10 protein-coding genes are annotated in these 12640 nt (G+C 73.5%); 3 read left to right on the top strand and 7 right to left on the bottom strand.

All coding sequences use genetic code 11. From position 1 onward, the window contains the following. Nucleotides 1-295: 295 nt before the first annotated feature. The 3 genes from ACFVGY_RS36875 to ACFVGY_RS36865 are packed head-to-tail and all read right to left on the bottom strand — an operon-like array spanning nt 296 to nt 2740. On the bottom strand, nt 296-1492 hold the full coding sequence (locus tag ACFVGY_RS36875; RefSeq protein ID WP_385686705.1) for a lipid-transfer protein: 1197 nt from the start codon (nt 1490-1492) through the stop codon (nt 296-298). Continuing rightward, nucleotides 1489-2001 carry a Zn-ribbon domain-containing OB-fold protein gene (locus tag ACFVGY_RS36870; RefSeq protein WP_385686702.1) on the bottom strand — a complete coding sequence of 171 codons (513 nt, stop codon included), beginning with the start codon at nt 1999-2001 and terminating at the stop codon, nt 1489-1491. The genes ACFVGY_RS36875 and ACFVGY_RS36870 overlap by 4 nt, the downstream gene beginning before the upstream one ends. Nucleotides 2002-2050: 49 nt before the next feature. Further along, the gene (locus ACFVGY_RS36865) at nt 2051-2740 is read right to left on the bottom strand and encodes a M15 family metallopeptidase (RefSeq protein WP_385686699.1); all 690 of its coding nucleotides are present in this window, start codon (nt 2738-2740) and stop codon (nt 2051-2053) included. A 23-nt stretch (nt 2741-2763) separates the two neighbouring features. On the opposite strand from ACFVGY_RS36865, the gene ACFVGY_RS36860 reads away from it, so the two are divergent. Next, nucleotides 2764-3273 (top strand): NUDIX domain-containing protein, encoded by a 510-nt coding sequence (locus tag ACFVGY_RS36860; protein WP_385686696.1) that lies wholly within the window; start codon nt 2764-2766, stop codon nt 3271-3273. A 26-nt stretch (nt 3274-3299) separates the two neighbouring features. On the opposite strand, the gene ACFVGY_RS36855 is transcribed toward ACFVGY_RS36860, so the two are convergent. Together ACFVGY_RS36855 and ACFVGY_RS36850 are read right to left on the bottom strand one after the other, a co-directional pair. Further along, complete coding sequence (locus ACFVGY_RS36855) at nt 3300-3770, bottom strand: hypothetical protein (protein WP_385686693.1); 471 nt, start codon at nt 3768-3770, stop codon at nt 3300-3302. Between the two features lie 180 nt (nt 3771-3950). Further along, nucleotides 3951-6434, bottom strand: coding sequence for a glycoside hydrolase family 31 protein (locus tag ACFVGY_RS36850; protein ID WP_385686690.1), 2484 nt, complete (start codon nt 6432-6434; stop codon nt 3951-3953). 209 nt (nt 6435-6643) lie between these two features. Between ACFVGY_RS36850 and ACFVGY_RS36845 the strand changes: the two genes are divergently transcribed. Continuing rightward, on the top strand, nt 6644-8635 hold the full coding sequence (locus ACFVGY_RS36845) for an acetoacetate--CoA ligase (RefSeq protein WP_385686688.1): 1992 nt from the start codon (nt 6644-6646) through the stop codon (nt 8633-8635). 75 nt (nt 8636-8710) lie between these two features. Then, nucleotides 8711-9685: a hypothetical protein gene (locus ACFVGY_RS36840; RefSeq protein WP_385686685.1), complete on the top strand. Its 975-nt coding sequence runs from the start codon at nt 8711-8713 to the stop codon at nt 9683-9685. A 95-nt stretch (nt 9686-9780) separates the two neighbouring features. Here the strand turns inward: ACFVGY_RS36840 and ptsP are convergent, their stop codons facing one another. Beyond that, nucleotides 9781-11451, bottom strand: coding sequence for a phosphoenolpyruvate--protein phosphotransferase (gene ptsP / locus ACFVGY_RS36835; protein WP_385686683.1), 1671 nt, complete (start codon nt 11449-11451; stop codon nt 9781-9783). Nucleotides 11452-11660: 209 nt separating this feature from the next. Beyond that, a complete protein-coding gene (locus ACFVGY_RS36830) occupies nt 11661-12110 on the bottom strand; it encodes a PTS glucose transporter subunit IIA (protein WP_385686680.1) in 450 nt (149 codons plus the stop codon). Nucleotides 12111-12640 lie beyond the last annotated feature (530 nt).

Genomic DNA, 12640 nt, shown 5'->3' with positions numbered 1-12640 from the left:
CCCGGCAGCGGGGGCGGGTCGAGCCCCGGGGGCGCCCGGCCCCCGCCGCGCGCCGGCCGCCGCCCCCGGCGCCCCCCCCGCGGCGGGGGGCCCCCGCCCGCCCGCCGCGCACGGAGGCGGCCCGTACCCCCGCCGACTGGGGTACGGGCCGCAGCTCTCACGGGGGGATCCGGGGGTCTGCGCGCGAGACCGTGGAGCGAGTGTGAACCCGCTGCCCGGGACCGTCAAGCACGAGCGCGACACTCGTTTCGGGCGGCTTGCCCGCTCCGCCCCGCGCGCCCTGCGACGGCCGCCGTCACCGTACGGCGACGACCGCCGACCCGTGCCCGAACAGCCCCTGGTTCGCGGTGATCCCGACGCGCGCCCCCGGCACCTGCCGCTCGCCGGCCCTACCGCGCAACTGCCACGTCAGCTCGCACACCTGTGCGATCGCCTGTGCCGGCACCGCCTCCCCGAAGGAACCCAGCCCGCCACTGGTGTTGACGGGCACCCGCCCGCCGAGCGAGGTCACCCCCTTCCGCAGCAGCGCCGCCCCCTCACCCTCCCCGCACAGACCGATGTCCTCGTACCACTGCAGCTCCAGTGCGGTGGACAGGTCGTACACCTCGGCCAGCGAGAGATCCTCCGGCCCGATCCCGGCCTCTTCGTACGCGGCCCGGGCGATGGACGCCCGGAACGACCCCGTCGCCGGATCCGCGCCCGTCGCCGAGTCGGTGGCGATGTCCGGCAGGTCCAGGACCGTACGCGGATACACCGGCGTCACCGTCGACACCGCCCGGATCCGCACCGGGTCCGCCACCCCGCGCGCCCGCGCGAAGTCCATGCTGCTCAGCACCAGCGCCGCACCCCCGTCCGAGGTCGCGCAGATGTCGAGCAGCCGCAGCGGATCGGCGACCATGGCCGAGGCCGCCACCTCCCCGGCGGTCACCGCCTTGCGGTAGCGGGCGAGGGGATTGAGCGCACCGGCCGCCGCGTTCTTCACCTTGACCAGGGCGAAATCCTCCGGAGCGTCCCCGTACACGGCCATCCGGCGGCGGGCGTACAACGCGAAATACGCCGGGTTCGTGGCGCCCAGCAGCCGGAACCGCAGCCAGTCCGGATCGTCCGGCCGGTCCCCGCCCGCCGGGGCGAAGAACCCCTTGGGCGCCGCATCCGCCCCCACCACCAGCACGACCTCGGCCAGCCCCGCCAGGATCTGCGCCCGGGCCGCACCGATGGCCTGGGCCCCGGAGGCGCACGCCGCGTACACGCTGGTCACCCGTGCGCCCTGCCAGCCCAGCGCCCGGGCGAAGGTCGCACCCGCCACATAGCCCGGGTACCCGGAGCGCACCGTGTCCGCCCCCACGACGGACTGCACGTCGGTCCAGTCCAGCCCGGCATCGGCGAGCGCGGCCCGCGCGGCCACCCGCCCGTAGGCGACGAAGCTGCGGCCCCACTTGCCCCACGGATGCATCCCGGCCCCGAGCACGGCGACGTCGCCGTACCCGCTCATGACGCACCCCCCGCCCGGGACCCGGTCCCCGTGCCTGCCCCGGTCCCCGAGCCGGCCACGGGCCGGAACCGCCAGGTGGTGTACGGGCCTTGGCCGTCGTCCTCGCCATCGCCCTCCAGTACCCCGCCGACGACCTCGACCTCCATCCCGACCGCCAGATCGGCGACCGTGACCCCAGGCGCCGCCTGCCCGAGCACCACCATCCCCTCGGCCTCCAACTCGACGGCGACGAGGGTGTACGGCTCCCAGGGCGCGTCCGGATCCGACACGTACGGTTCGGGCGGCCGGTAGCGCCCGTCGGTGTACGACCACACCCGGCCCCGCGGCGACAGCGGCACCTCGTCCAGGGCGCCGTCGCCGGGGCAGCGGGGGTTGCGGCAGTACGCGTCCTCGCGCGGGAAGAACACCGCGGTGCAGGCGGAGCACCGGGTGCCGAGCAGCCGGAAACCGCCCTCCGCCCCCATGTCGGTGAACCACCCGTCCACGACGGGTGCAGGTGTGCGTTCCAAGACCCCTCCCGAGCCGTGCGATCGATCCGGCAAGTCGTCTGACGAAGCGTCAGAAGTCTGCCATGTCGCGCACGGAACGGACAGCGACCGGAAAGTCGAAGTAGGTGCCGGGAAACGCCTCGGGCTTGAAGGTGAAGTGCCACCACTCCTCGGGCAGGTTCACGAACCCCTCCGCCGCCAGCACCCGCCCCAGCAGCTGCCGATTGGCCCGTGCGGCAGCCGGAACCCGGGGGTCTTCGGTGTGCGAGAGCGGATCGAAGAGGTCGAACGGCGTCCCCATGTCGACGGTGCGCCCCAGCGGCAGCCGCACCAGCGTCACGTCCACCGTGCTTCCTCGACTGTGCCCGGACCTCTCGGCGATGTACCCGTCCGGGATCAGCCGCGCCTTGTCGACCCGCGGATAGAACTCGGCCTTCGTCCGCTGGTCACCCGGATCCCCGGCCCACCGCACGAACCGGTCCACGGCCCGCTGCGGCCGGTAGCAGTCGTACACCAGCAGCGAATACCCCCGCGCCAGCAGCACCCGCTGAGCCCTCCGGAGCGCCTCGGCCGCCGGCCGGGCCAGCAGGCAGACCGGCTCCTCGTACCCGTCGACGACCCGGCCCGTGAAATTGTGCGGGGTGGCGTACCGGATGTCCTGGCCGATCGTCGGATCCACGTCCGCCAGCACCACGAACCCCGGCGCAGCCGACCCGCCCGCCAGCACTGCCGCGCACCCCGCAACCACCGCCATCCGCATGCCGCTTGGCATACCATCGCGGGATGCCGCCACACCCGAGGGACTCGCACTGCTCCACTTGCGGAGCCCTGTTCGACACCGCCGACTGGCCCCGTACGTGCGGTGCCTGCGGATCCGTCACCTACCGCAACCCGCTCCCGGTGGCGGTCGCCCTGCTCCCCGTCGAGGACGCGTCCGGCACCGGCCTGCTGGTCATCACCCGCACCATCGAACCGGCCCTGGGCGGGATCGCCCTCCCGGGCGGTTTCGTGGACTTCGGCGAGGACTGGCGCGAGGCGGTCGTCCGCGAACTGCGTGAGGAGACCGGCGTCCACGCCCGGGCCGAGGAAGTCGCCCTCGCCGACGCCATGAGCTCCCCCGGCGGCCACCTGCTCGTCTTCGGCCTCCTCCCGCCCCGCCCGGTGAAGTCCCTGCCACCGTCGACGCCCACGGCCGAAACCACGGGCTGGCACACCCTCCGCACCCCCGCCGAACTGGCGTTCCCCCTCCACACCCGCGCGGCGAAGGCGTGGTTCGCGGGCGAGTACGCCTGAGGGGGCGCAGCGGGGCGTCCCGCCCCCTACACCGGCAGTTCCAGCACGAAGCCGGCCATCGTCGTCACCACCACGGCCGCGGCCGTGGTCGTCAGACCTCGCCGCCACAGTGTCGCCGCCGGGAGCGGGTGCCCGCGCAGCCAGGCTCCCGCAACCGTGGGGAGTACCGCGCTCGCCGCCGTGCAGGCCCACACCACCCCGAAGGTGGGGGCCGACGCGAGGTGGCCGTGCAGCCACCACCGGACCAGCAGCGCCGGCGGTGCCGAGACCGGCACCATCAGCACCGCCACCGCGACCGGCTCCGGCCACGCCGTCAGACGCGCGGTGAGGCGACCCAGTACCGCCAACGGCTTGACGAGCAGCACCCCGTGAAGGAAGCCCAGCGTCACGGCGGCCACCGACCCGACCCCGACCATCACCACGGACCTCACCGGCGCCGCCTGCTGCGTCGCCATGACGAGCAGCGCCCACGCGCCGAGCAGCTGGCACGCGCCCACGACCTCCGCTCCCGGCGCCACGTCCCATCGGCGCGGGCCCGGTAACGCCCGCAGCCGAGGGGCGTACGGTCGCGCACGCCTCGCCGGGCTCGCCAAGACCATGACCAACCAACCCCTGATCGAACCGCTCCGACGGCAGCACGGCCGGTCCGCCGCGCTCGGGCAGGCTCCCCCGGGGACCTATGCCGGACCTACACCGTCCACGGAGTCGGGCCCGTACCCGAGAGCACCGGCCGAATCCGCACGCGCAACCACCTCCGCGCCACCCCCCACACCCCCCGCACCAACAGCACTGACCCCACCAACCCCCCGCACCACGACCCCCTCAACCTGCCCCCCGCCCTCCCCCTCCACGACCACCGCATCCCCTACCCACCGCACCGCGTACCGCTCCACCTCACCCGGATCGAAGCCCGGCCCCGGGTCCCGGATCAGCACCCCGCCCCCCGTACGCCCCCGCGCCGGGGCCCACGCCTCCAGGGTCACCGCCTCGCCCTCCGGCCCGCGGACCGGGAGCACCGAGCCCGCCCGGGCCAGCACCGGGATCCGGCCCGGCGGGGCGTCGAGCAGGATCTGGCCCGGGCCCTCGTACGCCGTCCCGGTCGCGGTGTCGTACCAGCGCCCCCGCGGCAGCCGGACCGCCCGCCGGTCCGCCCCGGGCTCCAGCACCGGCGCCACCAGCAGGGCGTCCCCCAGCAGGAAGGCGTCCTCGCAGTCCCGCAGCGCCCGGTCCTCCGGTGCCCCCCACCACAGCGGCCGCACGTACGGCGCACCGGTGCGCCGCGCCAGCTGGGCCAGCGTCAGGAAGTACGGCCGCAGCCGCTCCCGCTCCGCCAGCACGACCCCCGCGTGCCGCTCCACCTCGGGCCCGAACTCCCAGGGCTCCCGCCGCCCCGCCCAGATCGCCGAGTGCGTCCGGAACAGCGGCAGGTACGCGCCCAGCTGCAGCCACCGCAGGTACAGCTCCGGCGACGGCGAACCGCCGAACCCGCCCACGTCCGGGCCCGAGTACGGCACTCCGCACAGCCCGAGCCCCAGCACCAGGGCCAGCGAGGCCCGCAGCCCTTCCCAGCCGGTCTCCACGTCCCCCGACCAGGTGCCCCCGTACCGCTGCATGCCCGCCCACCCGGACCGGGAGAACAGGAACGGCCGCTCGGCGGGCCGCAGCCGGACCAGGCCCTCCCACCCGGCCCGGGCCATCCCGAGCGCATACACGTTGTGCGCGGACCGGTGGTCCCCGCCGGCCCCGTCCATGGCGTGCCGGGCCGACCTGGGAAGGGTGGCGTCGCCGAACGGGGCGAAGGAAACGGGCTCGTTCATGTCGTGCCACACCCCGGAGAACCCCTGCGCCAGCCGCTCCGCGTACAACCCGCCCCACCACTCGCGGACCGCCGGGTCCGTGAAGTCCGGGTACGCGCACTCGCCCGGCCAGACCTCGCCCCGCACCTCCTCGCCCCGGGCGTCCCGCACGAACGCCCCGGCCGGCCCCACCGCCCGGCCGGCGGCGTGCACCGGGTCACCGACCTTGACCGCCGGGTCGACGATCGACACGAGCCGTACGCCCTGCTCCCGCAGCTCCCGTGCCAGCCCGGGCAGATCCGGGAACCGCTCACCGTCCACGGTGAACACCCGGTGCTGCGCGTAGTGGTCGATGTCCAGGTGCACGGCCGACAGCGCGAGCCCGCGCGCCCGGTACCCGGACACCACGCGCCGCACCTCCTCCGCGCTCCCGAAGCCCCACCGCGCGTGCTGGTAGCCCAGTGCCCATGCGGGCGGAACCGCGGGGGAGCCGGTCAGCGCCGACCAGCCCTGCAGGATCCGCGCCGGCGTCCCCACCAGCACCCAGCACCGCAACGGCCCGCCGTCCATGCGCAGCTCGCACGTCCCCGGCCGGTCGGGACCCGAGCCGGCGCCCTCCTCGCCCTCCCGGATCACCACCCGCCCCTCCCAGGGGTCGTCGTGGAACACCAGGTGCGTCCCCGCGTCCGCGACCACCATCTGTACGGGCATGGTGATGTAGAGGGGGTCGTCGCCGGGTCCGAAGCCGCCTTTGGGGTCGGTGTTCCACAGCCGGTACACGCCGTCGCGCAGCCGCGGCCCCGCGGCCCGCCCGCCGAGCCCGAAGAACCGGGCGTCCGCCGGCACCTCGGCCCGCACCGCCCAACGCGCCCCGGCCCCGGCACCCTCACCACCCTCCGCCCCCGCCGGCTCCCACCACCGCGGCGGCAGCTCCCGGCGCAACACCACCCCGCCCGGGGTGCGCACCTCCACCGCCCCGTGCCGCGACACGGCCACCGTCACCCGCTCCGACACCACCCGCCAGCCGCCGCCGGTGTCCGGCTCCAGCACCGCCCGCGGATCGGGCTCCGGTCCCTCGCCCACCACGGCGTACGACGGCGCCGCCCCGGCCCCGTCCCAGCTCCAGAACACGACGCCGCCCGCTGCGACCCGAACGAGCAGCTCCGAACGGGCGAACCGCAGCAGCCCGCCGCCCGGCGTCGGCTCCGTACCCGTCAGCATCCCCGGCACGCGCGCCCGCTCCGGTCCCCGGCGGGGCAGCCCCACCGCGTCCGCCCGCCGGTGGCGCAGCGCCGAACGCCATGCGCGCCGCCCGCGCTCCGTACCGATCTCCGTCACCGCACGCATCAGATCGCGACCGTTCATGCTGATCACCCTGCCACCGGGCACCGACCGCGCGGGGTGCGTTCAACTTCCGTTCACCCGTCCATCCACGTCCCCGGCACCTCTGGTGCGGAGGTGGATCACATGGCATCGTCCGTGTGTGCCGCTGCGCGCACACCCACCGCGCACGGCACCGTACGCACATCCCGCGCGCACCCCGCGCGAGCCGCAGACTGACCGGGAGCCGACCCATGACCTCGACCACCCAGCCGGGACCCCTCTGGTCCCCGGGGCCCGACCGGATCGCCGGGGCCCGTATCACCGCCTTCCAGGCCTGGGCCGCCGATCGCCACGGCGCCCCCGCCGACGGCGGCTACCCCGCGCTGCACGCCTGGTCCGTCGCCGAGCTCGACACGTTCTGGGCGGCCGTCGCCGAATGGTTCGACGTACGGTTCACCACCCCGTACGAATCCGTCCTCGCCGACCGCTCCATGCCGGGTGCGCGCTGGTTCACCGGCGCCACCCTCAACTACGCCGAGCACGCCCTGCGCGCCGCCGAGGACCCGGCGCGCGCTGAGGACGCCGCCCTGCTGCACGTGGACGAGACCCACGAGTCGACCCCCGTCACCTGGGCCGAGCTCCGCGGCCAGGTCGGCGCGCTCGCCGCCGAGCTGCGCGCCCTCGGCGTACGCCCCGGCGACCGGGTCAGCGGCTACCTCCCCAACATCCCCGAGGCCGTCGTCGCGCTCCTCGCCACCGCCGCCGTCGGCGGCGTGTGGACCTCCTGCGCGCCCGACTTCGGCGCCCGCAGCGTGCTCGACCGCTTCCAGCAGGTCGAGCCGGTCGTCCTGTTCACCGTCGACGGCTACCGCTACGGCGGCAAGGAGCACGACCGCCGCGACACCGTCGCCGAGCTCCGCGCGGACCTGCCCTCCCTGCGCGCCGTCATCCACATCCCGCTGCTCGGTACGCCGGCCCCCGACGGAGCCCTGACCTGGGCGGACCTGACCTCCGCCCACACCGAGCCGATCTTCGAACCGGTCCCCTTCGACCACCCGCTGTGGGTGCTGTACTCCTCCGGCACCACCGGCCTGCCCAAGGCGATCGTGCAGTCGCAGGGCGGCATCCTCCTGGAGCACCTCAAGCAACTGGGCCTGCACTGCGACCTCGGGCCGGAAGACCGGTTCTTCTGGTACACCTCCACCGGCTGGATGATGTGGAACTTCCTCGTCTCCGGCCTGCTCACCGGGACCTCCGTGGTGCTGTACGACGGCAGCCCCGGCTACCCCGACACCGGGGCCCAGTGGCGCATCGCCGAGCGGACCCGCGCCACCCTGTACGGAACCTCGGCCGCCTACGTCATGGCCTGCCGCAAGGCCGGGGTCCACCCCTCGCGGGACCACGACCTCTCCGCCGTGAAGTGCGTGGCGACCACGGGCTCGCCGCTGCCGCCCGACGGCTTCCGCTGGCTGCACGACGAGTTCGCAGAAGGCGGGATGGACCTCTGGATCGCTTCCGTGAGCGGCGGCACGGACGTCTGCAGCTGCTTCGCGGGCGCCGTCCCCACCCTCCCCGTCCACATCGGCGAGCTCCAGGCCGCCTGCCTGGGCACGGACCTGCAGTCGTGGGACCCGTCCGGCAAGCCGCTCACCGGGGAGGTCGGCGAGCTCGTCGTCACCAACCCGATGCCCTCCATGCCGATCTACTTCTGGAACGACCCGGACGGCAGCCGCTACCGCGACAGCTACTTCGAGATGTTCCCCGGCGTCTGGCGGCACGGGGACTGGATCACCCTCACCGACCACGGCTCGGTGGTCATCCACGGCCGCTCCGACTCCACCCTCAACCGCCAGGGCGTCCGGATGGGCTCCGCCGACATCTACGAGGCCGTCGAGCGCCTCCCCGAGATCAAGGAGTCCCTGGTCATCGGCCTGGAGGAACCGAACGGCGGCTACTGGATGCCACTGTTCGTGCACCTCGCCCCCGGCGCCACCCTCGACGACGACCTGCGCGGCCGCATCAAGGCCACGATCCGCGCGGAGCTCTCCCCGCGGCACGTGCCCGACGAGGTCATCGAGGTGCCGGGCATCCCGCACACCCTCACCGGCAAGCGCATCGAGGTCCCGGTCAAGCGCCTGCTCCAGGGCACGCCCATGGAGAAGGCCGTCAACCCGGGCTCGGTGGACAACCTCGACCTCCTGCACTTCTACGTGGAGCTGGCCCGCACCCGCAGCCGCTCCTGAGCCCGATCCGGAGCCCACTGTCAGTGGCCGTCGTTACTCTGAGTGAGCAATTGACTGCGCACTCAGGGGGGAACCATGTCCGGCACGCACCACCGCAGCACCACCGACGACACCACTGACCGCACCAGCCGCTCCACCAAGCGCCGCATGCTGCGCCGCGAGATCCCCGGCACCGTCGGCCTCATCGCCGACCCCGTGGATTTCGCGGCCATGCGCCGCTACCGCAGCTTCGCCTTCGACGACCACCAGGACTACCTGCGCCACGTCGACGACCTCCTCCGGTCCCTCGCCGCCCGGGGCATCCACACCACCGTGGCCCTCTTCGACCCCGAGGAGTACGCCGATTTCTGCGCCGAACAGTGCCTCGACCCGGACAGCGCCGCCTCCCGCAGCCGCTTCACCGCCGAACTCGCCGGAACCGGCCCCGGCCTGCCCTACACCGGCCGCCCCATCGACGAAATCGTCCCGCTCCTGATCGACGAGGCCGTCCGCCAGGCCACCTGGGAGTCCGCCACCACGCTCCTCGCCGACCTCGGCACCTGCGCCGACTGCGGAGAGGACATCGGCCGCTCCTCCTTCGAACGGGCCGCCGACATCCTCACCCGCCTCGTCCAGGGAGCCGGACCGGGCCACCACCACCTCGTCTGCAGCATCCCCACCAAGGACCAGCAACTCGTAGCGGTGCTCCACACCGAGACCACGGCACAGCCGCCAGAGCGGCCACCTGCGGCCGGAGCCCCGGGGGGCCCGGACGGCACGCCCCGCTTGGACGGCCGGGAGAGCCTCGACTTCGTGACCGTCCTCGCCGCGGGCCTCGGCCTGGGCGGCCCCGGGGGACTGGTGCTGCGCACCACCGGCGCGGGCCCCGGAGACCGCGTCCACGGGTGGCGCCTCGACCGCGGCCGGCTGGTGCCGCTCTCCGCGGCAGCGGTCTTCAACGCGTACTGCACCGACGCCGACACCGGGGAACCCGTGGCCCCGGAGCACGGCGTCGACTACTGCCCCGGATACGAGGTCGACGGGCCCGACCCGCACCACGGGACGAGCTAGCCGGCGGGGCCCAGGGCAGAACGCCAGAGGGGCCTCCGCCGCGGTGAAGGCCCCTCGACCGGACCGGCGCCACGCGGACGCCGACCACCCACCGGCTACTCGCCGGACAGCACCGCCTGGGCGGCCGTGCGGGCCTCCTCGGCACTGTCCGCCGCACGCGCCGCGGCCGCGGCACGCTCGCACTGGGCCAGGGTGTACGTGGCGAGCGTCGCCCGCACGTACGGGATCGAAGCAGCACCCATCGACAGGGAGGTGACACCCAGACCCGTCAGCACACACGCCAGCAGCGGATCCGAAGCGGCCTCACCACAGACCCCGCAGCTCTTGCCCTCCGCCCGGGCGGCCCCGGCAGCCATGGCGATCAGGTCGAGCAGCGCCGGCTGCCAGGGGTCCTGGAGCCGCGACACCGCACCGACCTGCCGGTCGGCAGCGAAGGTGTACTGAGCCAGGTCATTGGTGCCCAGCGACAGGAATTCGACCTCCTGCAGGATCGAGCGCGCCCGCAGCGCGGCGGAGGGGATCTCCACCATCGCCCCGAACTTCGCCTGCAGCCCGGCCGCGCGGCACGCGTCGGCGAACGCCTTCGCGTCGGCCCGGTCGGCCACCATGGGCGCCATGACCTCCAGGTGGACCGGCAGGCCGTCGGCAGCCTTGGCCAGCGCGGTGAGCTGGGTCCGCAACACCTCCGGGTGGTCCAACAGGGTGCGCAGCCCGCGCACGCCCAGCGCCGGGTTCGGCTCGTCGGCCGGCGTCAGGAAGTCCAGCGGTTTGTCGGCACCGGCGTCCAGGACGCGGACGACGACCCGGCCCTCGGGGAAGGCTTCGAGCACCTTGCGGTAGGACTCGACCTGCTTCTCCTCCGACGGCGCCTTCTTGCTGTCGTCCAGGAACAGGAACTCGGTACGGAACAGGCCCACGCCCTCCGCCCCGGCCTCGACGGCCGCAGGAACGTCCGCCGGCCCGCCGACGTTGGCGAGCAGCGGCACCTTGTGCCCGTCGGACGTCGCACCGGGACCGGAGGAAGCGGCCAGCGCGGCCTTGCGCTCGGCGGCCGCCGCCTCCAGCTCGGCCTTCTTCTCGTCGCTCGGTTCGACGAAGACCTGACCCGTCGAGCCGTCGACTGCGATCACGGTGCCCTCGGCGATCTCCCCGGCACCGGGCAGCGCCACGACCGCGGGCACGCCCAGCGCCCGCGCGAGGATGGCGCTGTGGCTGGTCGGGCCGCCCTCCTCGGTGACGAAGCCGAGGACCAGCGACGGATCGAGCAGCGCTGTGTCGGCGGGAGCCAGGTCCCGCGCGATCAGCACGTACGGCTCGTCGCTGTCCGGCACGCCCGGCATCGGCACACCCAGCAGGCGCGCGACGATGCGGTTGCGCACGTCGTCCAGGTCGGCCACCCGCCCTGCCATGTACTCCCCGGCCCCCGCGAGCAGATCGCGGTAGGCGGCGAACGCGTCGTACACCCCGCGCTCGGCGGTGCTGCCCACGGCGATCCGCCGGTCGACGTCCGCCATGAGCTCCGGATCCTCAGCGATCATGGCCTGGGCCTCGAGCACGTGCTGTGCCTCGCCGCCGGCCAGCTGGCCGCGCGCGATCAGATCGGCCGCAACGGCGCTCACGGCCTGACGGGCGCGCCCCTGTTCGCGCTCCGCCTCGTCCGCGGTGATCTGCCTGGCCGGCGGTTCCAGCACCGCCGTACCCATGTGCCGCACCTCGCCGATCGCCACCCCGTGGCTCACGCCGACGCCTCGAAGCGTTGTCTCCATCAGTCTTCCCTGGCCTGTAGTAGTCTTGTCACGCCCCGTAAGGGGTCGGTTCGGGCTGGACCGCAACCCTCGGGTGGGAAGCCCGCCGCTTCAGCGGTGGGCGGAGTCACCTCACCCGTCTCCGATTCAATTCACGGACGAGCGAGCGGGAGCGGGCTGGCCGGGCGCCGGGCGGATCTCTGAGCCGCCGGCACCCCCCGGCGGATGCGTCAGGCCCAGCTGAACAGCTGGTCGCCAGCCTTCACGTCGCCGTCCTCACGGACGTCGCCGAGCGATCCGGCGGTGGCCTCCAGTGCCACGACGGGGCAGATCGGCGACTTGCCGGCCTCTTCGACGGTGGCGGGGTTCCAGCGGATGACGGCCTGGCCGCGGGTCACGGTGTCGCCCTTGTTGACGAGCAGCTCGAAGCCCTCGCCGTTGAGCTGAACGGTGTCGATCCCGAGGTGCGTGAGGACGCCGTGCCCGTTGGCGTCGACGACGACGTACGCGTGCGGGTGCAGGGAGACGACCACACCGTCGACGGGGGACACCGCCTCCGAGGGCTCGCGGACGGGATCGATAGCGGTGCCCGGACCCACCATCGCGCCGGAGAACACCGGGTCCGGCACAGCGGCGAGTCCGATGGCGCGCCCGGCAAGTGGGGACGTCACGCTGGTCATGGGGCCTCCCAGGGGATGGGGCTTCGTAGTGTCGCCGTCACTCGCTGTCCCGGGGCGGCGCACTTTCGAAGGGTATGTCATGAGATGTCCGGGTTCGCGCGAAACGAACCTCCTGCTGGGGGCCGTGATGCGCTCCCGCGACACCGTAGTGGACTAGACCATACGCCTGAATCGATTTGCCTGTGAACCACCAGGCCTGTACTGTCGTGACTCCCGCCAGGACGTCCCACGTGAACTTCTCGCGAACGGACGATGGACGGGGAACCAACCCTTCAGCTGCTGATCTTGAGCTCATCCGCTCTGTCGTCGCGTCATCTCGATGCATCGGCCGAGTTGCAGAGCACCGGAAAGGCGCTGATAAGGTCGGAATCGCCGAAAGGGAAAACGCGAAAGCGAAGTCCCGGAAAGCGGGCGGATAAAGACTCTGATAGAGTCGGAAACGCAAGAACGAAAGCCCGGAGGAAAGCCCGAGAGGGTGAGTACAAAGGAAGCGTCCGTTCCTTGAGAACTCAACAGCGTGCCAAAAATCA

Source organism: Streptomyces sp. NPDC127106, assembly GCF_042677605.1.
Taxonomy (GTDB): Bacteria; Actinomycetota; Actinomycetes; order Streptomycetales; family Streptomycetaceae; genus Streptomyces.
Note: the sequence above shows the minus strand (reverse complement) of the source record. Positions and strands in the feature narration are given on the sequence as shown.

Coding starts and splice junctions, on each gene's coding strand:
- ACFVGY_RS36875 (WP_385686705.1), bottom strand. CDS start 1,492: ATGAGCGGGTACGGCGACGTCGCCGTGCTCGGGGCCGGGATGCATCCG.
- ACFVGY_RS36865 (WP_385686699.1), bottom strand. CDS start 2,740: ATGCGGATGGCGGTGGTTGCGGGGTGCGCGGCAGTGCTGGCGGGCGGG.
- ACFVGY_RS36860 (WP_385686696.1), top strand. CDS start 2,764: ATGCCGCCACACCCGAGGGACTCGCACTGCTCCACTTGCGGAGCCCTG.
- ACFVGY_RS36850 (WP_385686690.1), bottom strand. CDS start 6,434: ATGAACGGTCGCGATCTGATGCGTGCGGTGACGGAGATCGGTACGGAG.
- ACFVGY_RS36845 (WP_385686688.1), top strand. CDS start 6,644: ATGACCTCGACCACCCAGCCGGGACCCCTCTGGTCCCCGGGGCCCGAC.
- ACFVGY_RS36840 (WP_385686685.1), top strand. CDS start 8,711: ATGTCCGGCACGCACCACCGCAGCACCACCGACGACACCACTGACCGC.
- ptsP (WP_385686683.1), bottom strand. CDS start 11,451: ATGGAGACAACGCTTCGAGGCGTCGGCGTGAGCCACGGGGTGGCGATC.
- ACFVGY_RS36830 (WP_385686680.1), bottom strand. CDS start 12,110: ATGACCAGCGTGACGTCCCCACTTGCCGGGCGCGCCATCGGACTCGCC.